This window comes from Carboxylicivirga caseinilyticus, assembly GCF_050589785.1.
Classification (GTDB): Bacteria; Bacteroidota; Bacteroidia; order Bacteroidales; family Marinilabiliaceae; genus Carboxylicivirga; species Carboxylicivirga caseinilyticus.
This window is the reverse complement of record NZ_JBNGOX010000015.1, coordinates 62,086-84,391: the sequence shown is the minus strand read 5'-3', so window position 1 is coordinate 84,391 and position 22,306 is coordinate 62,086. Positions and strand designations below refer to the sequence as shown.

16 protein-coding genes are annotated in these 22,306 nt (G+C 36.5%); 10 read left to right on the top strand and 6 right to left on the bottom strand.

The window, feature by feature from the left end:
* Window positions 1-28: 28 nt before the first annotated feature.
* Genes ACRD62_RS09860 through ACRD62_RS09850 form a run of 3 tightly spaced genes read left to right on the top strand, consistent with a single transcriptional unit; the run spans window position 29 to window position 10,328 of the window.
* On the top strand, window positions 29-7,843 hold the full coding sequence (locus ACRD62_RS09860) for an Ig-like domain-containing protein (RefSeq protein WP_430819959.1): 7,815 nt from the start codon (window positions 29-31) through the stop codon (window positions 7,841-7,843).
* A 56-nt stretch (window positions 7,844-7,899) separates the two neighbouring features.
* Entirely contained in the window at window positions 7,900-8,808 is a 909-nt protein-coding gene (locus ACRD62_RS09855; protein WP_430819958.1) for a PorP/SprF family type IX secretion system membrane protein, read from the top strand.
* Between the two features lie 2 nt (window positions 8,809-8,810).
* Window positions 8,811-10,328 (top strand): hypothetical protein, encoded by a 1,518-nt coding sequence (locus tag ACRD62_RS09850; RefSeq protein ID WP_430819957.1) that lies wholly within the window; start codon window positions 8,811-8,813, stop codon window positions 10,326-10,328.
* A gap of 4 nt (window positions 10,329-10,332) precedes the next feature.
* On the opposite strand, the gene ACRD62_RS09845 is transcribed toward ACRD62_RS09850, so the two are convergent.
* From ACRD62_RS09845 to ACRD62_RS09830, 4 genes are all read right to left on the bottom strand, one after another.
* Complete coding sequence (locus ACRD62_RS09845; RefSeq protein ID WP_430819956.1) at window positions 10,333-11,490, bottom strand: MFS transporter; 1,158 nt, start codon at window positions 11,488-11,490, stop codon at window positions 10,333-10,335.
* A complete protein-coding gene (locus tag ACRD62_RS09840) occupies window positions 11,490-12,590 on the bottom strand; it encodes an SGNH/GDSL hydrolase family protein (RefSeq protein ID WP_430819955.1) in 1,101 nt (366 codons plus the stop codon). The genes ACRD62_RS09845 and ACRD62_RS09840 overlap by 1 nt, the downstream gene beginning before the upstream one ends.
* Before the next feature lie 61 nt (window positions 12,591-12,651).
* Entirely contained in the window at window positions 12,652-13,026 is a 375-nt protein-coding gene (locus ACRD62_RS09835) for a DUF3127 domain-containing protein (protein ID WP_430819954.1), read from the bottom strand.
* Between the two features lie 23 nt (window positions 13,027-13,049).
* Window positions 13,050-13,487: a peptidylprolyl isomerase gene (locus ACRD62_RS09830; protein ID WP_430819953.1), complete on the bottom strand. Its 438-nt coding sequence runs from the start codon at window positions 13,485-13,487 to the stop codon at window positions 13,050-13,052.
* A gap of 315 nt (window positions 13,488-13,802) precedes the next feature.
* Here ACRD62_RS09830 and ACRD62_RS09825 point away from each other — a divergent pair, with 315 nt between their 5' ends.
* A complete protein-coding gene (locus ACRD62_RS09825; RefSeq protein ID WP_430819952.1) occupies window positions 13,803-14,369 on the top strand; it encodes a hypothetical protein in 567 nt (188 codons plus the stop codon).
* Window positions 14,370-14,640: 271 nt separating this feature from the next.
* Entirely contained in the window at window positions 14,641-15,921 is a 1,281-nt protein-coding gene (locus ACRD62_RS09820) for a S28 family serine protease (protein ID WP_430819951.1), read from the top strand.
* Between the two features lie 81 nt (window positions 15,922-16,002).
* Here ACRD62_RS09820 and ACRD62_RS09815 read toward each other — a convergent pair whose 3' ends face one another.
* Entirely contained in the window at window positions 16,003-16,374 is a 372-nt protein-coding gene (locus ACRD62_RS09815) for an arsenate reductase family protein (protein WP_430819950.1), read from the bottom strand.
* A gap of 295 nt (window positions 16,375-16,669) precedes the next feature.
* On the opposite strand from ACRD62_RS09815, the gene ACRD62_RS09810 reads away from it, so the two are divergent.
* From ACRD62_RS09810 to ACRD62_RS09800, 3 genes are all read left to right on the top strand, one after another.
* Window positions 16,670-16,948, top strand: coding sequence for a hypothetical protein (locus tag ACRD62_RS09810; RefSeq protein ID WP_430819948.1), 279 nt, complete (start codon window positions 16,670-16,672; stop codon window positions 16,946-16,948).
* Window positions 16,949-17,184: 236 nt separating this feature from the next.
* Window positions 17,185-18,393, top strand: coding sequence for a hypothetical protein (locus ACRD62_RS09805; protein ID WP_430819947.1), 1,209 nt, complete (start codon window positions 17,185-17,187; stop codon window positions 18,391-18,393).
* 17 nt (window positions 18,394-18,410) lie between these two features.
* On the top strand, window positions 18,411-18,983 hold the full coding sequence (locus ACRD62_RS09800; protein WP_430819946.1) for an FMN-binding protein: 573 nt from the start codon (window positions 18,411-18,413) through the stop codon (window positions 18,981-18,983).
* On the opposite strand, the gene dinB is transcribed toward ACRD62_RS09800, so the two are convergent.
* Window positions 18,970-20,043, bottom strand: a complete 1,074-nt coding sequence (gene dinB, locus ACRD62_RS09795) for a DNA polymerase IV (RefSeq protein WP_430819945.1) — start codon at window positions 20,041-20,043, stop codon at window positions 18,970-18,972. The genes ACRD62_RS09800 and dinB overlap by 14 nt on opposite strands.
* A 103-nt stretch (window positions 20,044-20,146) precedes the next feature.
* On the opposite strand from dinB, the gene ACRD62_RS09790 reads away from it, so the two are divergent.
* The gene (locus tag ACRD62_RS09790; RefSeq protein WP_430819944.1) at window positions 20,147-21,592 is read left to right on the top strand and encodes an MATE family efflux transporter; all 1,446 of its coding nucleotides are present in this window, start codon (window positions 20,147-20,149) and stop codon (window positions 21,590-21,592) included.
* Window positions 21,579-22,241 carry a tRNA (5-methylaminomethyl-2-thiouridine)(34)-methyltransferase MnmC2 gene (gene mnmC2 / locus ACRD62_RS09785; protein WP_430819943.1) on the top strand — a complete coding sequence of 221 codons (663 nt, stop codon included), beginning with the start codon at window positions 21,579-21,581 and terminating at the stop codon, window positions 22,239-22,241. Before ACRD62_RS09790 ends, mnmC2 begins: the two co-directional genes overlap by 14 nt.
* Window positions 22,242-22,306: the final 65 nt, after the last annotated feature.

Here is a 22,306-nt window from a genome sequence, read left to right as displayed (position 1 = left end):
GAATTGTCATTTATAAAAAATGATTCAGATGCAATCCTATCCTATAACAAAAAAATACTTAGGTATACTTCTTTTAGTGCTGGGTATATCAATTAGTATCAAGGCACAAACTCTTGTTATTAGTGAAATAACTAACAACACCAGTGAATCAGGAGATTTTATTGAATTTACAATCGGAACAGAAGCTGTTCCTGATCATGATTTTACAGTTACAATCGTCTCACTCGATGACACTGAACTAACCGTGAGTCCGGCAAGTGTTAACTTTGTAACCGGAACATCATCAACACATACAATCACGGTTACAGGAATTGACGATACAGTGGCAGATGGTGATATCGATGCCAACATTGATTTAAGAATTGATGGTATCAGTCAGAATTTAGTAACAGTAACCAATACTGATGATGAAACAGCAGATTTTACTTTAACTCCAACTTCAACAAATTTTACTGAAGGCCAAACTGATCAGTTATCGGTTATACTAAGCAGTCAACCTGTATCCGGCCAGGAGGTAATTATCGATTTTAACAGTAGTGATGCCAATGCAGCTTCTTTATCTACCTCATCACTAACTTTTAACTCATCCAATTGGAACATTACTCAAAATATTACCATTACGGGAGTCTCTGATAATGACGCATATGATGAGTCAGCAACCATTACTGCAAGTGTCAATGCCAGTTCTACAAGCATACCTTTTCTTGATATTGTTAAAACAGTAGATTATACCATAACTGATGATGAAACTGCAGATTTTAATTTATCTGCTACTTCGTTAATTATTAATGAAGGTTCCTCCGTTGCCTTTTCAATTGCATTAGCAACACAACCAGCTAATGATGTAGTTATTAATTTAGCCAGCGACAATACTAATGCTGCTGCTGTTAGCCCGGCAAGTATCACCTTTACCAGCAATAACTGGAGTACATCACAAATAATTACAGTAAACGGTGTACAAGACAATAATGTAACCAATGAATCAGCAACCGTAGCAGCATCTGTTGACCCAACAAGTGATGCAGGGTTTACTGGCCTTACTGATAAAGTTGTTACGATTACAGTTAACGATGATGATGTTGCCAATTTTACAGTATCCCCTAATCCTCTTGGCATTAGTGAAGGTAGTACAGGAACTTTTTCTGTTGTTTTAACTGCTCAACCTTCAAGTGAAGTTGTTATTAACCTGTCAAATGATAATACAGATGCTACATCTTTTGTTATGGATCCTCTTAGTTTCACAACCGAAAACTGGAATACTCCTCAGGCAATAACAGTGACCGGGCTAACTGATGCAGATCCATATAATGCTTCTGCGACAGTGACCTTAACTGTAGACAACACCAATAGTGATTCAGATTTTCATGATTTGACAAAAACATTAACAATTAATGTTACGGATAATCAAACTCCTGATTTTGTTCTATCCACACAAGTTTTATCTGTTGATGAGAATTCATCCGGTAGCTTAACAGTCACTCTTAATTCACAACCAACCAATCCGGTAACCATTAATTTAACGAGCGATGACACTGATATTGCAACGGTATCTCCGGCTTCTATAACTTTTACAAACAGTGATTGGAATGATCTTAAAACAATTACAATATCAGGCGTTGATGATGCTGATTTACTAAATGAAGCAACAATTATTACTGCAGCTGTAGCAGTTGGAAGCGATGCCGGATTTACATCCATTGCTAATAAAACTATTAATATCACGGTTAGTGATGATGATATTGCAGATTTCTCACTAAGTAATACATCTCTATCGATAGATGAAAACAGCACTGAAGATTTTACAGTTGTTCTTAATGCTCAACCTTCTTCAGATGTGGTTATTAATCTTGTTAGTTCTGACAATGGAGCCGCAACTTTATCGTTGGGGTCATTAACATTTACTGAAAGTAATTGGGCAAATCCTCAGACAGTCACAATAAGCGCCATAAACGATAACGATGTTATTAATGAAACAGTGACAATTACGGCCAGTGTTGATAATGCCAATAGTGATGATCAATTTGATAATCTTATCAAAACATTAACTGCGAATGTTACTGATGATGATATAGCAGATTTTGAGTTATCGTCAACAGCCTTAATTATTACAGAAGGAACACAAGTGGCTTTCACCGTATGGCTTGCCGCCCAACCTATTGACCCGGTAACCATAAATTTATCAAGTAATAATACTGCCGCAGCAACCACAACTCCTAACAGCTTAACTTTTACAGCAAGCAACTGGAATACAGCTCAAACAGTTACCATTACCGCATTAAACGACAATAATCTTACCGACGAATCAGCAACTATTACTGCAACTGTTTCAGATGGAAGTGATGCTTCCTTTATTAATCTGGATAATAAGGAAATTAGTATTACAGTTACAGACAATGACATTGCTGATTATACTGTTTCACCTTCGCCATTGAGTTTAACAGAAGGTGGTACAGGATCATTCTCAGTTGTTTTATCTGCTCAACCAACCAATGATGTAGTTATTAACCTTTCGAATGATAATACGGCTGCTGCCAGTTTTGATCTAACTCCATTAACTTTCAAAACTGAAAATTGGAGTACTGCTCAACAAATTGTGGTTACAGGCCTTGAAGATGATGATGCTGTTGATGAAACAGCTATAGTAACCCTTTCAATAGACGGCTCAAGTGATCCTGATTTCATCATATCAGATAAAACATTAACCATTAATGTCTCTGATAACGAATCAGCTAATTTTGTTCTATCTGCATCGGAAATTAATATTACTGAAGGAAACTCTGCCAACTTTACAGTGGTACTAACAGCAGCCCCAACTAACTCGGTTACAATTGATTTAGGAAGCAACAATACAGAAGCTCTATCACTTTCAAATAATCAGATAGTTTTTGACAACAGCAATTGGAATCAGGCACAGACAATTTCCATTACAGCTCTTGAAGATGATAATGTAATTAATGAATCTGTTACAATAACAGCATCGGTTGGTTCCGGAAGTGATTCAGGCTATTCAGGGTTACAGGATAAAACAATTACTGTAATCATCACCGAAAACGACACCCCGGATTTCTCTGTAACACCAACATCTTTAGAAATTAATGAAACCAGTAGTCAATCATTTAGTGTTGTTCTTCTGGCTGAACCATCAAGTGATGTTGTTATTCAGTTAACGAGTTCAGATGAAGGCGCCGCAACTGTCGATGAAAGCACTCTGACCTTTACCACTGACAATTGGGCTACTCCTCAAACTATCACAGTTAACGCAATCAATGATGCTGATTCAAACAATGAATCAGTTAATATATCCGTAATTGTTGACAATGATAACAGCGACACTGACTTCAATGATATTAGTAAGACGGTAAGTGTAATAATCAATGATGATGACTCTGCTGGATTTACCTTGTCAGAATCTGAAATAAATGTAGATGAAGGAACTAGCGGAACTTTTAACATCGTCCTTACCGCAGAACCGGTAAACCCTGTCACCATAACTTTAACAAGCTCAAATTCAAATTCGGGAAGTATATCGCCATCATCTGTTACTTTTAACTCAGGCAACTGGAATCAAACACAAACAGCTACCATTGCTGGATTGGAAGATAACAATGTTATTGATGAAGTATTAACTATTACTGCATCAGTAGAATCGGGCAGTGATGCATCATTTATAAACCTCGATGATCAGCAGGTTAATGTAACAATCACTGACAATGACTCACCCGACTTTTTAATCTCAACAACATCCTTAACAATACCAGAAGGTAGTACCAGCTCATTTACTGTAACTCTGGCAGCTCAACCAACAAATAATGTTATCATCAATATTGCGACGGCTGATGCCAATGCTGCCTCAGTTTCGCAAAACTCATTAACCTTTACCAATGCCAATTGGAACACTGCTCAAACAGTAATAGTGGGTGGAGTAACTGATTCTGACAGTAACGATGAAACAGTAAGTGTAACCTTAAGTGTAAATGCATCAAGCGATGCTGATTTTACAACAATTGACGATAAAGTGGTTACTGTTAACATTGAAGACGATGATGTTTCAGACTTGACAATCATACCTTCTCCTTTAAGTGTTACCGAAGGAAGTACCTCATCATTTTCAATCACCTTAACGGCTCAACCTGTTAGTCCTGTCATCATTAATCTGGTAAGCGACGATACCAATATTGCAAGTCTAAGTACTGCATCAATAACTTTTTCAACTGCCAACTGGAATATACCTCAACAAATAGTAGTTTCTGGGGTACAGGATGATGATATAAACAATGAAACCACCTCCATTTCAATATCAGTTACTAACGCAGGTAGTGCAGCCAGCTATCATAACATAAGTAAAACATTAACAGTAAATGTTATTGAAGATGACACGGCTCCTGTTTTCACATCAACACCTATTACAACCATTAACGAAGATGAAATATATTCATACAACATAATAACTTCTGACGCTGACGGAGATATTGCATCTCTCGCTGCAATACAAATTCCGTCGTGGTTAGGTTTTACTGATAATGGAGATGGTACGGCATTGTTAACAGGCACACCTCTTAACGAACACGTTGAGAACAGCCCATATAGCATAACTATCAGGGCTACGGACAGATTTACAACTGTTGACCATTCTTTCTCTATAACTGTTGCCAACACAAATGATGCTCCTGTATTTTCATCAACTGGCATAACGCAGGCAACTGAAGATTCTCCGTATTTATATAATATTACGGTAACTGATGATGATAATGACAACCTTACCATTTCAGCTACAACATTACCTTCATGGATTAATTTTTCGAGTGTTACAAACGGGCAGGCTCAATTAAGTGGTACTCCTACAAATAATGAAGTTGGCACACACGCGGTGTCATTAAGAGCTTTTGATGGTACCACAGCAACATTTCAGAATTTTGAAATAACAGTAAGCAATGTCAATGATGCTCCTGTTATTACTTCAACACATCTGACAACAGCTACAGAAGATACCGAATATAACTATACTGTTACTACACGAGATGATGATGGAGATATTGTAAATATTAGTGCATCAACCTTACCTGCATGGTTAACAATATCCGACAATGGTGATGGAACGGCTCTTATTACAGGTACTCCAACTGATAAAGATGTTAAAAGCTCACCTGTTTTATTAAGATTAAATGATAATACAGTAACAAGGTATATCGGTTTTGAAATTTTAGTAACTAATATTAACGATGCTCCAGTCATAAATAATACAACCTTTTCAACTCGTGAGAATACAAGTGATACTATCAAAATATTAGACATAGCATGGGATGACGACAACAACATACCTGGTGCTACTGAAGATAATAAAGAAGGAGATATAGATATTAATAGTATTACACTGGGATTAATTAGTTCAACTAATGGTATTGTTGAGATTAATATTCAAGATACTATTATCATATATAAACCATACAATGGTTTCACTGGGTCTGATAGCTTTTCTGTTATTATTCAAGATAAATCAGGCGTATCAAGTAATGATGGAACTATTACCATTCAAGTCTCTAATCAGGCTCCGATAGCTATTAATGATCAATTTACAATAAATGAAGACTCTCCCACAACATTTAATGTTTTATTAAATGACACAGATCTTCAAAATAATATTGATCCATCTAGTGTTAGTCTTGTTTCAACAGATCCCCCAAAACCATCAAATGGATCAGTTCTAATAAATGATGATGGAACAATTAGATATACACCTAATCTCAATTTCTTTGGATCAGATAATTTCTCTTATGAAGTTTCAGATACAGATGGTTATAAATCACAGGCAAATGTTTCCATAACCATTAATCCGGTCAACGATGCACCAACATTGGAAAATGATGCAGAAACAACTGCTGAAGATTCACCAGTGACAATAAATGTTTTGGATAACGATTCCGATATTGATGATGCAATCGCTCCATCAACCCTGCAAATAGTTGATCAACCTTTGAATGGTGCCGTTAATATCAATACCGTTGATTACACCATTACCTATACACCAACATCTGATTTCAATGGAACAGATTCCTTTAGTTATTCGGTTAGTGATGAGAGTGGTGATTCAAGTGAAGCAAGTGTTAGCATTACGGTAACCCCTGTTAATGATGCCCCTACACCGGTAGATGATAACGTTCAAACACAGGAAGAAACACCGATAGTCATCTATGTTTTAGCAAATGATACCGATTTGGAAAATAACATAGATAGTTGCTCTGTTACAGTTATTACAAGACCAACACACGGAACAACCTTAAAAATTGGTTGCGGCAGAATTCAATACACTCCAAATGATAATTTTAATGGTGACGATTCTTTTACTTATCAGGTGACTGATAGTATAGGAGGTTCTGGTACAGCTACCGTTTATTTAACCGTTACTACTGTTGCTGATTCACCTGTTGCCATTGCAGATAGTTATACAACGGATGAGGACGTGGCGGTTGTAATGGATGTCCTGTTAAATGATTACGACAATGATAATGATATAAATATCAGTAGTCTTTCAATTGCATCGGAAGCTTCCAACGGAAATCTGGCAATTAATAACGGAGAAATAACGTATACTCCTAACCAGGATTTTAATGGTTCTGATAGCTTTACTTATCAAATTTGTGATGATACAGAATTGTGTGCGACAGCAACTGTTACTATCACCATTAATTCCGTAAATGATGCTCCGGTTGCTGAAGATGATAATGATTCAGGAATAGGCAATGGTTCTGTAAGAACTAATGTTGCAAGCAACGATTACGATGTTGAAGACAATCTTAACCTTAATTCGATCAACATAATCAGTCAACCGCAAAATGGTTCGGTTCAGGTTGAAAACGGAACAGGATACATTATTTATACACCTGAAACCAATTTTGATGGAACAGATCAATACTCATATGAGATTTGTGATGGTGAAGGAGAATGTGCTCAGGCAACAGTGTATATCACCATAACTTCTCAGGACTTTACACCTGTAACTACAAGTGATTATATTGATTTAGACGAAGATGGTTCTGTAAGTATATACCCACTGGATAATGATTCAAGTCCAAACAGTGCTTTGGATCCATCAACTCTGACCATTATAGAAGGACCTTTTAACGGCTCATATAATCTTAATATCTCCAATTCTCAAATAGTCTATGTTCCGGATGAAAATTATTACGGTAAAGACACAATCGTTTATCAAATTTGTAATGAAGCTTCTATATGTGCTGTTGATACAATCTTTATCGTAATAAATTCAGTAAACGATGCTCCGGCACCCAAAGATGATTATATTACAGTGCTTGAAGGTGAAACCATCGAATTAGATGTCACCTTAAATGATACTGACATTGAAAGTCCTGATTTAATATGGGCCCGAATAGCCACTTATACTCCAAGTATTAAGGGGACAGCCATTATGCTCTCTGATAGAAGAACACTAAATTATACAGCTCCATACAATTGTGGTTGTTCAGAGGAAGTTGTTGATTATATTCTGGAAGATGGAACTGGAGCTATCTCGGGAGCCAGAGTACATATAACCATTGAAAAAGCTCCTGATAATATACCTGAAGTATTCTCACCTAACGGGGATGGATATGATGATTACTTTGTGATTCCGGGTATTGGAACAGAAGAATTTGATAACAATGAATTATTTATTTTCAACCGTTGGGGAGCACAGATATACCATATGAAAAACTACGACAATTCATGGGATGGAAAATCGTCAGTTAGCTCTATGGGAAGTGATGAATTACCTGAAGGAACCTACTTCTATGTGTTTAAACTATCAAGTGGAAGAGTAATTAAAGGCACTGTGTATCTAAAAAAATAACCGATCCTTAATCAAAAAGAACGATGTACTTTCAAAAATATATAAGACCCCTATTCATGATTCTTTTATTACTATGTACACAAATAAAAGAAACCAAGGCTCAACAGGACCCATTGTATACTCAATACATGTTTAATACGCTGGCTTTTAATCCTGCCTATGCAGGCTCCAGAGGTACAACCAGTATTATGGCTTTATCCCGTCATCAATGGGTAGGATTTGAAGGAGCACCTACAACCCAAACAATTACTGGTCATATGCCATTAGGGAACATTGGCCTGGGTATGAGCATCATTCATGATAAATTATCACCTGCGAATCAAACAGGTGTTTATTTTGATTATGCCTACCGCATCAGAACCTCTGAAAACAGTCATCTCTCATTTGGGCTAAAAGGAGGATTCAATCATTTTCAGTTAGATGTTGCTCAACTGCTGCTGGCTTCACCCAACGACCCGGCTTTGACTAACATTGGTTTAACCAGCAAATATTTACCCAATTTTGGTTTCGGACTTTATTGGTATTCTGACAAATACTTTTTTGGTGTTTCGATACCAAAACTGATGGAAAACAAATTGGTAAACGGAGATATTGAAATCCTGGGTCAGGCTGGTGCAGAAGTAAGACACTATTTTGCTTCAGCTGGATTTGTTTTCTCTCTGGGAGAAGAAGTAAAGGTGAAGCCAACGATATTATCCCGCTTTACACAAGCAGCACCATTATCATTAGATGCCAATCTTAATTTTTTATTTAAAGAAAAACTATGGGTAGGTGCTATGTACAGGATGAGTGATTCCTTTGGTGGCATCTTACAATATCAATTTACTCCACAATTCAGAATTGGATATGCATATGACATGACCAATAACGAATTTAGAAATTACAACAATGGAACTCATGAAATCATGATTTCATATGAATTGAATTTCACAAAAGGGAAAGTACAAAATCCAAGGTATTTTTAAGTATGAAAATAGTTCTTATCATCACATTAAGTCTAGTCTCTTTAATTGCAACCAGTCAATCAAAAGAGTTAAAGAAAGCAGATGGCCACTTTAATAAATTCAATTATAAAAGTGCCATTAAAGAATACAATGCCATACTTAAAACTGGCAAGCATACATATTACAGCACTTTACAGATCGCAAAATCGTATAGCAAACTAGGAGAAAGCCAAAAGGCTGTAGAATATTTTAAAAAAGTGATCGATTATCCTGAGTTTGATTACAACAATTACTTCCTGCTTGCACGCGAACTTCAAAAGGAACGTCAGTACGATGAAGCTGAGATTTATCTTGAAAAGTATTACGCACAAAATAATAGCGAAAATCAACATGCAATTAGCGACCTAAAAACATATATCGAAACGCTAAAAGCAGATTCATTGCGCTATAAGATTGATCATTTGGACTTTAATAGTAAATATGATGAATTCGGGCCTACCATTCTCGAAGGTAAGGTTGTTTTTTCATCTAATCGTCCGGCTACAGGAATTACTAAAAATAAGGATATCAGAACAGGCGAGTCTTTTTATAACCTATATGCAATTAAAGAAACTGAATTAAGGAATTCAAAAGAAGTCAAACCCTTTAGCAACAATCTTAACTCAAGATACAACGATGGACCCATCAGTTTTGACAGTAACTTCAACACTGCCTATTTGACTCGTAATACCCAAAGTGTTGATAAAAAAGTCAATGTCTTAAATTTATTTATTGCTTATAAACACGGAAAAGACTGGTCCAGAAAAGTACAACCAATTAATCTGTTCAGTGGTAATTATAATTTAGCCCATGCTTTTATCGATTCAAAAAATCAGCTGATTTACTATAGTTCAGACATGCCAGGAGGATATGGTGGAATGGATTTATATGTAAGTAGAATTAAGGATGGTTTCCTGAGTAAACCAGTTAATCTGGGACCAGCAATAAATACAATTGGTAATGAAATGTTTCCTTTTATGGCAGAAGACGGAACGCTTACATTTACTTCTGATGGCCTGCCGGGATTAGGTGGATATGATTTGTTTTTCGCCAAATCGAAAGAGGGTAAATTTGCAAAGGCCTTTAACATGGGTTATCCTGTTAATACTTCAGCTGATGATTTTTGCCTTTTTCTGGATAATACAAACAGCTTTGGATACTTCTCTTCGAATCGCCCGGGAGGAAATGGAGGTGATGATATTTATAGTGTTGTAATTAACGATCCGCTTGACTACTGTTTGATAAAAGGAGTTGTTACAAACGCAACAGATAATACCCCAATAAAAGACGTTTGGGTTGATATCAGCAACAATAAAGGAGGTTTTAAAACACGCGTTATAACCGATGAAAATGGTGAATTTTCCTACTACTTAAGTAAAAGTACTACCTATACCTTATTGTGTCGCAAAAAATTATTTGAAAACGAGATTAATACGATTTCACCAACAATGATGAAATCATCTGATGAGATAAATGTGAATATCGTATTAACTGAAAAATAAGTTGTTATTGCTTTTTGGGAATACGAAATGAAAATGGTATTGCAAGGAATGCAAATAATCCAACAATATGATAGGTTGTTTCGAGGGTAAAAATATCGCCTAAAACACCAACTATCATAACCATTGTAGCACCAATCAAAAAGGTAGATGTCATAAATACGGCATTCACAAAATTATGATGCTCTGTTTTATATTCATTTACAATAGCCAGAAATACAGGTCCGGTTGCAAATAAAAACAAACCACATAAAACCAAAAATACCATCTGTAATACTCCGGTAGTATATAAAAACCCAAAGAATAAAACAGGAGCTGCAGAAGTAGCAATTACCATCATACTTCTCCGACCGATTTTATCAGAAATTGTTCCGGCAAACATAGTCCCAACCACTCCGGCAGCCTGTAAAATAGACAATGAAATACCAGCCCATATTTTGGAATCACCGTGCCCGGTAATATAAACAGGCAGATAAAATGTTAAGGCCGACTTCATGGCTGCCCTGAAAAAAAGTATCAAAGCAATTGTAGAAATTAAAGGCAAGAACTTTCGGAATACTTTCAGGTACTCCATGCTCGAATTGGTTTGAATACTTTCAGCTATCGAAATTCGTCTTAATCTGAAAAAAAGCATAACAGATGCCAGTATTCCGGTTGGGATAAAGTACGTGATTCCTTTTAAACCCCATAATTCAATTGCTCCCACAACAGCGATTGGGCCAACTGACCGGGCCAGCTCACCTCCTACCATGTAAAAGCTCATGCCCATACCAATTCTGCTACCTGACACTTTACGCATCATAACAGGTGACGGAACATGAAAAAAGGAACTACTGATTCCGCTGATTAATACTAATAAAACAAGGAAAATTTTATGAGGAGCCACTGCCATCAAACTCATTGAAACAGCTGTTACCGCTGGAGTAAAAATGACAAAATACCGCGACTTTGTTCTTTCAGCTAAAATTCCGACAAATGGATTAAATAATGTTGGCAAACGCTGAACAACAGAAAGAATACCTGCAAATGTCAGACTTATTCCCATACTTTCTCTTAAATAAGGCAGTAAAGGAGCTAAAAAGGCAGTGTAAACATCATGAAAGAAATGGGCAACGCTCAGCAATAGAACTTTGCCCGTTTCAAATTTTCCTTTGTGATTCTCCACTATTTATTATTTAATATTTCATTTTTTATAAATTCAACCAACTGATCTGCCATATCAAAGTCGTGGAATACAGTTGGATGAGCAGGATGACCATTATGAGGGAAAAACAACATATGCAATTTCTCATCTCCTTTCTTCTGAAGTTTCTTTACCGACTCTTCGACATATCCAGGCCAGGCACTTCCTTCTCTGGTTGCATCCATACTACCTAACGAACAAATTATTTCGGCATTTGGATATTCTTTACGTATCGATTTTACAAATTCCAGGTGAGCCTTTATAATTGTTTTAGCATCCGGTTTTATGCCATTAAAACGTTTTTTGAACTGTTCATGTTCAGGCTTTTCAACCAGCCAGCTATCGTTTTGAAACAAATTTATCACAACAATATCAGGTGTCCATTGCGTAAAATCCCATTTACTTGTTTCATCAAACGGATTGGTACGGTTATAAATTTCAGGCATAATGTAGGCATCCCAACTCACCAGAATACCAATCCCACTCAGAGATATACTTCGATGTTCAGCATCTAATTTTCTGCTTGCAATAGATGCATACGACAGGTAATGATTTTTAAATCTTGGATTTCCATTCTGACGGCCATAATCACTTAAGTCTTCATTACCCATTCCTGATGTAATGGAATTGCCGTAAAACTCAATTTTTAATTTTTTATCCGTATTAACAGGCATTGGCTTTATTTCGCCATTCACTTTAAAACCTTTAAATATTGTTGATCCTTCCCAGGGTTCGGTTCGCTTTGTCAATTTTGCAATATGAGTACCCTCAGGCAAACCATGAACCAATTGATAATATTTCGCTCCCTTCTCACAGTCAATCAGAATAGGAAACTCTTCATATCCGTCGATAATAACCTGAAAAAAATTATCACCCTTCTCATCATCTAACGATACACCCAACTCAGTTCCTGTAAACTTTATACTAACGGCTGAACCAGCCCAATATAACACAGGAAAATCTTCCTCACTCACACCAATACGACCTTCATACACCTCCTGATGGGATAATGAATCAGAATAATTTTGCCCGTTGACAACTAAATAAACAAATGTTAATAAGAATATTGAAAGTGCACGCATAATTATGGTTTATGATTATAAAAAAAGTCCTGAACCGGATGGTTCAGGACAGAATATTATCTTAGAATGGTAAATCTTCATCAGGTCCGGCTGGCGGTATTTCTGCTTCTGAAAAACTTGGTGCAGGAGCATCAGGAGGTAACATTGCATCTTCCTTTTCAATTCTCCATGCTTCCAGGTTAGAAAAATAATTAACCCGACCATCTTTTTCCCATTTACGACCTCTGATATTGAAGCTAACTTTTATTTTATCTCCCAATTGAAGAGGATCAAGCAAGCTACACTTATCTTGTGTTAACTGAAACTTAATGAAATCATTCCAGTCTGAGTTACGCTCATTCACAACTTCAATAACGAACTCACGCTTTTTGAAGCTGGCACTAATATCTACGGTATCGTCTTTAACAATTAAATTACCTGAAATCTCAAAATTCATTTTTCTTCTATCTTTTTTAAAAACTACTCGTTTACTACCACCTTAAGAATTTTATCTCCCTGGCGAATATCATCAATAACATCCAAACCTTCAACAACTTTACCAAAACAGGTATGCTGACGATCTAAATGCTGAGTATTTTCTCTATTATGACAGATAAAAAATTGTGATCCTCCTGTATTACGGCCAGCATGAGCCATTGATAGCACGCCTTTATCATGATATTGATTATCTCCGGTTAATTCACAATCAATTGAATACCCAGGTCCACCAGCTCCAGTGCCATCTGGACAACCTCCCTGAATAACAAAATCAGGAATAACCCTGTGAAAATTCAAACCATCATAAAATCCCGACTTTGCTAACTTCACAAAATTATCAACGGTATTTGGGGCATCATTTTCGTAGAACTCTACTTTCATAATGCCTTTTTCAGTATGTATCTCTGCTGTTCTCATCATATAAATATTTGAAACAAAAATACGATAAATAGTTGAAGGTTCACAATTAATTACTCATCAAACCATATAGATAAAAACTCATTCTTTTCTCTTAATAACTTATTAAGAATTTGCTTTAAGAAGACTTAGAATTAATAAAAATTCTTTTTCGATACACCTGTTCGCTTTCGCACACCGATTTGTTTCAAATTCGCACGATATTTAAAGATGTAAATGTCTTTTATTTTTTATATAGTCCTCATTTATTGTTTGTTAAAACTTTTGGCACATCGATTGATTTAAACTGATCAGTTACAAACAATAAAAAATAAAGTCATGAAAACCTTAAGAACAAAACAAACAGTAAAATTAGTTAGCGTTATCACTCTTTCTTTAATCGTATTCGGTACTTCACTTATAGCTCAACCTACATTCATGTCGAATGAGGATTATACAGAAAATGAAATTCAGGTAGAAGAATGGATGACAAATTATGAAACATTCAACCCTACATTTAACGATGAAATGTTTACCGAAGAACCTTTACCAATTCAATCTTGGATGTTGAATGCTGACGAAATGATTACTGTATTGGATGACAGCTTCAGCGAAAGTCCAATGCCAATTGAAGAATGGATGGTAAATTATAACAAATTTACAGGTCAGGTTGAAGAACCCATGATAGCAGTTGAAGATTGGATGATTGATTACAATGTATTCAATGAAAAAAGTTTCAATATTGAACAGCTAGTAGCTGAACAAACAGAAGAACTTATTGATATTGAGGCTTGGATGACAAATCTGGAAGCTTTTAATGAAAAAAGTTCGAATTTTATTCCTTCAATCGAAACAATCAACTTTGAAACAGAACCTTTATTAATGGCTCTTCATGATATTAACTAATCATGACATAAGGTTTCTGACAACAAATATATTTCCCCGGAGGCTGGCTCATTGAGTCAGCCTTTTTTGATGCTTTTTATTGCTGACTGAATTAAAATTTATTACTTCGTGATAAAGAAATCATCATGAATATTCTACCATCATACCATTCACCTGATAAGCCGGACAAAGGCTTGTATGAATGTTGGATTTATTAACTCCAACAACAGTCAAAACTTTGATGATATTATTGAAAAGCCCTTCATTTCGAAACAAATTAATTTACCTCAATATGCACAAAATATTAATTGCAATTATTCTTTCAACTGTTTTTGTAAGCAGTTGCATTACAAAACCTCGTTCATTAAACGAACTTCTGAGTTCAGACTACATCGTAAGCTGCGATTCTATTTCAGCTGATACAAGTGCTTTTAACGAAGCTTATTTAATAAAATTTAAACAACCTGTCGATCATAACGATCCTGGTCAGGGAACTTTCACCCAAAGAGTCTGGCTATCACACTATAATGCTGATGCACCAACAGTAATTGTTACAGAAGGATATTCAGCTTCCAGAAATTACACTACTGAACTGGCCAAAATGCTAAAAACAAACCAGATCATTGTTGAACATCGTTATTTCGACCAATCGAAACCTGAAACCACAGATTGGCAATACCTCAACATAGAACAAGCCGCAAAGGATCATCACAGGATTATTGAGTTTTTTAAGGAGTTTTATACGGGCAAATGGATTAGCACAGGAATTAGTAAAGGTGGCCAGACTTCTATTTATCATCGCTCCTACTTTCCTGAAGATGTTGACATCAGCGTTCCTTATGTAGCTCCCATCAATCTTGGACGGGAAGAAGATCGTTTGTTTAAATTCTTCGATAAGGTTGGCACTGATGAAGACCGACAAAAAATTAAAGATTTTCAGTTAGCGGTATTAAATCATCGTGATGAAATGATGGCAAAGTTCAAGAATTTTGCAACGGATAGAGGCTTTACCTATCGTATGGGAATGGAAAAAGCTTTTGATTTGGTTGTTTTGGAATATCCTTTCTCATTCTGGCAATGGCATGGCAATACCAATGAGATACCTGTAGAATTGAACGATGTTGATGTCCTTTTTAAGCACTTGGCACAATACAGCGATTTTTCTTATCCGGCCGATCAGATATGGGAAGGCATTAAACCATTTTTCTATCAGGCATATACTGAGCTGGGCTATTATGGATACATAACAGGTGACTTAAAGCCCCTTTTAAAAGGATTTGATCAGGACACTATTAGCAGTTGCTTATTTGCTCCTGATGGCGAGAATTTAGAATTTGACAGTGACGCAATGCCTGAAGTAATGGAGCGATTAAAGAGATCGAACCCTGAAATACTTGCCATCGTTGGAGGTACTGATCCATGGGGTGCCACAAGTATCATTACCGACAGTCTGTCAAACACGGTTAAGATAGTTAATGCCAGTGGAAACCACAGAACCAGAATCAATAATTTAAACGAAGAACAAAAAAGCCAAGCCATAAATCAATTGAAACAATGGCTACAAAATAAATAGAAACAGAAAGAGGCTTCAAATGAAGCCTCTTTTTTACAATTACTACACAGAAAGTGTTTGGGTTAGGTAGTAATGGATATTTTATTGTTGACGGTATTTCATGTTTAAATAGTTCATCAGACTGGTAACACTTTTATTGCTATTCCCTATAAATATCATATCATCTATTAGAAAAATAGGTCTCTTTAAAAAAGTATATTCTCCGATAATATGAGTTCTGATGTCTTCTTCTGACAACTCTTTGTGTGCCAAACCTTTTTCCCTGTATTTTTTCGACTGCTTGTTAAATATCGCCTCATAACTTCCGGCTTTCTTTGCTAAGCAATCAATAACTTCTATACTTAAGGGCTTCTCTTTAATATCAACAACCTCTAATCGGCCAAATTCTTTAGCTCCTTTAAGTATCCGTTTACAAGTACTACATGATTTTAGTATATAGGCTTTACCTATCAAGTGGTTAAGTTTATTGGTTAATGGTACCCAAAGATATAAAAAGGCGATGGAGCAATTAAAGACAAAAAGTGATAATGTTTTGTACTTTTTATCAACTGTGAGATTTCATAGATAAACGCAGAAAAAAAACCGTTAACTGTTTTTCTGATACCCCTTCTGCCCTTATTATTGAGGCAAATCATCTTGCCTATGCAGACTTTAAAAATTAATAACTTATTCAGTACAATGTATTCATATCTTCTTTCATTATAAATGTTTACCTTTGGAACGTAATTAAATACGTAAAACAATTAATATGGCAAGCGTTAAAGAATTAAAGAAGGACATTAACTTCTTAGCCTCAGAATTACTTACTGAAGCATATGTGAAACAACTACTTATAGAGGATGTTGATCAGAATAAGATTGCCCAGGTTATGGTTGATGCTATGACTTACAGAAATGATTTGATTGCTCGCACCAATCATCCTGATGGTAAAGACAACCCAAAAATGGTTAAGACCTATTATCAGAAACTAAGAAAAGATATGATGGAACAGTTTGTTGCTATTTCAGAAAGCATCAACGAAATCTAAACATATAAGCTTCCGTTATCAGGCGGAAGCTTTTTATCCCCATTTATAGGGGTACCCGACAAAGTCGATTTTCTATTTCCCCCATTACTACCTGCATTCAAAAGCATTCCATTCGATAATTATCTACTTTTCGAATAACAGAGAAGAATATTTTAACCATTTATTGGGATTTCCATCTACCTGGCATTGAAGTATTTTTGCATCGAAAACACTTTTTTGATCTAATATTTACATCAATGAAAAAATTCCTATTAGTGGGTTTGCTTGCTATTGGCTTATGGCAAACAAAAGCTCAACAGGTTACAGACACCAATGGATTTAATCAGAATTCAGCACAAAGATTACTTGACTCCAACAAAGGATTAACAATAGGAGGATATGGCGAGGTACATTACAACCAGCCTATAAGTTCCGATGTACAGCATAATGGAAAATTAGATGTTCACAGGGTAGTTATTCTAATAGGCTATAACTTTAACGAACGTACTCAATTTGTTTCAGAGGTTGAATACGAACACGTTAGTGAAGTATATATCGAACAGGCATTTTTACAATATAAACTTAATAATTCAATCAACTTCCGTGGAGGATTAATGCTGATACCGATGGGTATTATTAATGAATACCATGAACCTACCACCTTCAATGGTGTTGAACGCCCTTTAGTTGACAATTATATTGCACCAACCACCTGGCGCGAAGTTGGAGTTGGAATAACTGGGAATATCTTACCTGTTTCAGTTCGTTATCAAGCATATATTGTAAATGGTTTTAACGGATACGATGGCTCACTAAAGTTTAACGGATCCAATGGGTTGCGTAAAGGACGTCAGAAAGGAGCAGAATCATATATCAGTTCACCAAACCTATCAGCAAAAGTTGAATATTTTGGAACCCGAGGCCTTAACATCGGTTTGTCAGGTTATTTCGGAAGATCTCAAAGCAAAGCCTTCGATGGACTGGATAAAAATGACAATACTGCAGGTCTTTCTGCTGACTCAACCTATATTGGTCTGGCCATGCTTGGTTTGGATGCCCGTTATAACCTTGGCGGTATAGAATTAAGAGGACAGTATTATTACTCAGAACTCTCAAACACTGATAAATACAACGCTTTTGGTTCAACTAACAGCAGTGATTATAACGATTTGGGAAGTGCCATGATGGGTTATTATGTTGAAGCAGGTTATAATATTTTGAAAAACAATGAAAACACCTCTTCTCAACTAATACCATTTGTTCGCTATGAGCAATTTGACACGCACCGTAAAGTACATGAAAGCATAACACGAAACGATGCTTACAACAAAACAGCTATCACAACAGGCTTCTCGTGGCGCATAACTCAGGGAGCTGTGGTAAAAGCCGATATGCAGTTTATCAAATCAAAAGCTGACTCTGAGTTCAGCAAGGTATTTAATGCCGGTGTAGGTGTAATGTTTTAATACTATATACAAAGAAAATGAAAAACGTGTTTATTGCTATATTGCTGGTTGGCTTAAGTTCATTTTCATTTATTGGAGATGAAATAGATTATAACCATAAAACTGTAATGAAGACTCTGATTAAGAACGGCAATATGACCAATCCATCTTTTGAAGAGATACTATTACCCAAGAACATAGAAGACAGTTATAATTTTCAGGGTAAATTTTTTACAGTTGTTGATAGCAATGACAACACGATTAAAACAATTTATATTGGAAGAGTGAATAGCTGCCGTGCAGGTGGCTGTTCCATTTCCAATACCGAAATGAACGGGCCATCGGAATACTTCGATTACATGGTGTGTTTTGATATAAACAATGTAGTTGTTTTGGTGAAAGTATTTAATTACCAGGCAACCCATGGACATGAGGTTACAGCCAAAGGTTGGCTCAAACAATTTGAAGGGTACTCATCAGGAAACAGGCTGGAAGTCGGCAAAAATGTTGATTCTATTTCAGGAGCAACTATTTCGGTAAACGGAATAACAAAAGATATTACTGAAAAAACTAAAGTACTGGTGGCAATTAAAAATGCTACACCTCATTAAAATCAATTTTTAACTGGGTCGCATCAACCTGTCGGTCTTCAGGAAAGTTGGAAACGGTCAACCCTAACAGACGAACAGGACGGTTGATGGGTGCTTCTTTTAAAACCATCTGCACCAACTCACTTAACTGCTTTTCTGTTTTGATTAAGTATTCAACTGTTTTTGACCGTGTCATCTGTTCGAAATTATCAAACTTCACCTTAAGTGTAATGGTTTTACCGGTCTTACCCGACCGGGATAAACGCTTTAGCAATCCGGTTTGAAGCACCTCTATTTCGTGTTTTATTTGCTGAGGATCATATAAATCTGAACCATAAGTATTTTCAATACCTACCGATTTACGCTCACGATGTGGAAGAACAAGTCTGTCATCCTCTCCCCTGCAAACATGATAAAAATATACACCTGCCTTGCCAAAATGATGCACCAGTCTGTTCAAATCAAATTTCTGCAAATCTTTCCCGCAATGAATATCAAGTGCATACATTTTTTCAGCGGTCTTCTTTCCAACACCAAAAAACTTCTTGATCGGCAACTGATCAATAAAATCCATCACCTCATCGGGTTTGATCACAAATAAACCATCAGGCTTACGCTGGTCGCTTGCGATCTTGGCCAGAAACTTATTAATACTTACCCCTGCTGATGCCGTTAGGTTGGTTTCCTCTTTTATTCTTTGTTTTATCTCACTGGCAATGAGTGTAGCTGAAGCCATACCTTTTTTATTTTCAGTTACATCCAGAAACGCTTCATCCAGTGATAAGGGTTCAACCAAATCGGTGTATTCGTGAAAAACACTCATAATCTGTCGTGATACTTCCTTATACACATCAAAGCGATGACGTTGAAAAATAAGATCAGGACAACGCTTAATAGCTGTTCGCGAAGGCATAGCAGAATGAATACCAAATTTACGTGCTTCGTAACTGGCAGCTGCAATAACGCCTCTGTCACTACTGCTACCAACTACAATCGGCTTTCCTTTTAACTCAGGAAAATCGCGTTGTTCGATTGATGCAAAAAAGGCATCCATATCAATATGTATTATTTTTCGAACCACCGGGTAAAGTTAGAAAAAGAATACCTGAATACTTATTTTACCCTATCTTCGCAGCTGCAAGATTTTTTATCTCCATACCAATCAACAAAAAGAAACAAAACAGATGAAGAGATCTGTAGATTTAACACAAGGACCCATACTCGGTCAGTTGGTTAAGCTGGCATTACCCATAATAGGCACTTCCCTAATGCAGATGGCCTACAACCTGACTGACATGATATGGTTAGGCCAGGTGGGTAGCGATGCTGTAGCATCAGTGGGTGCTGCAGGATTTTATGTGTGGCTGGGCATGTCGTTATTACTGGTTACACGGGTTGGTGCCGAAGTTGGTGTGTCGCAAGCTTTGGGACGTAAAGAAAATGAAACCGCTGCACGATTTGCCCGTCATTCTTTGTTCTGGGCCATCGTTTTATCTGTTATCATTGCAACCATTGTTCTGCTTTTAACGCCTCAATTAATTGGTACTTTTCGATTATCAAAAGATATAGTTGAATCCGGAGCTATCTCATACCTAAGAATCGTATCATTGGGATTCATCTTCAGTTTTACCAATCCAACCTTTCAGGGTATTTATAATGGTATGGGAAATAGCAAACTTCCGTTCTATTACTTACTGGTTGGCTTAGGATTAAATATGCTTCTCGATCCGATATTGATCTTCGGGGTAGGCTTTATCCCTGCATTGGGAGTAAACGGCGCAGCATGGGCGACCTTTACTTCACAGCTGGTCGTATTCCTGATTTTCATTATCCGCTTTGTATGGATGAAAGAAATAATGGATCCCGATTTTAAGAGATTTCGCTTAAGTAAAGAAATCTCAATCAAGATTTTTAAATTGGGTACCCCGGTAGCAACTGAGAGTGGTTTATTTGCAGTTTTTGCCCTTATATTGGCGCGAATGATTACCAAATGGGGTGATATTCCGATTGCCGTGCAAAGTGTGGGTGCACAGATTGAAGCAATATCATGGATGACCTCATCGGGATTTGCAACTGCTTTAGGAAGTTTTACAGGCCAAAACTATGGTGCAAAAAACTGGTCGCGCATTCGCCAGGGTTATTTTACCACCCTGGGTATAGGCATATTTTTAGGAAGCATTGTGACTGTTTGTTTTATTGTTTTTGGAGAAGCGATATTCTCGGTATTTTTAAATGAACCCGAAGCCCTTGGAATGGGAATCATCTATTTGAAAATACTTGCCGTATCGCAGATTTTTATGATAATTGAAATTGTCACCCGGGGAGCCTTTAATGGTATTGGGCGGACTATTCCTCCATCCGTGACAGGCATAATATTTACCGGAGCCCGTGTTCCGGCTGCTATGATCTTATCTGCTGAGAGTGTACTCGGAATGTTTGGTATATGGTGGGCTATCAGCCTTTCAAGTGTGGTTAAAGGCACCATCTTATCAATTTGGTATATTTTCACTATCCGAAAACATGACAAACCTGATTCTATCGAAACCAAATCAAAATTATTAACTTTTATACCCAGCAGGATCAGACAAAATATCTGGGTAAGAAATAACCAAAATAATGCTAAAAAATAGCGATCGAAAAATAGAGTTAAAAGTATCGGCCGATGGTTCGCATACACTTTATGTTCCTGAATTGGAAGAACATTATCACTCGGTAAACGGAGCTATTAACGAATCGATGCATGTTTTTATCGAACCCAACCTTCGCTATAGTACCAAAGAGGAAGTATCGGTCTTAGAGATTGGTTTCGGCACCGGTCTGAATGCATTTTTAACTGCATTGAATCAAGGCAATAAAAGTATTTTTTACCATTCATTGGAAAAATATCCAATTGCTGAAGAACTTGCTCTAAAACTGAACTATTGCGCTAATCCCGAGGAACAACTTTTTTTTGAAAAAATGCATTTAGCAGCCTGGCAGAAGGAATCAGAAATAACTCAAAACTTTACTCTGCTTAAAGATGAAGTCGATTTAATTTCAGCAACATTTAAAAGAAAATACGACCTTGTTTATTTTGATGCTTTTGCTCCGGAAAAGCAACCTGAGATGTGGGAACCGCAAATTTTTCAGAAGATCTACGATGCAATGAATGATGGAGGAATCCTAACCACTTATTGTGCCAAAGGAGCTGTCCGACGAACCATGCAAACTTGTGGTTTTGCTGTTGAACGTTTACCCGGCCCTAAAGGCAAAAGAGAAATGTTAAGAGCAATCAAATAGAATATAGATTCATATCCTAATAGAAACTTCTGGATACAAAAAAGCTGCTATCAAATTGATAACAG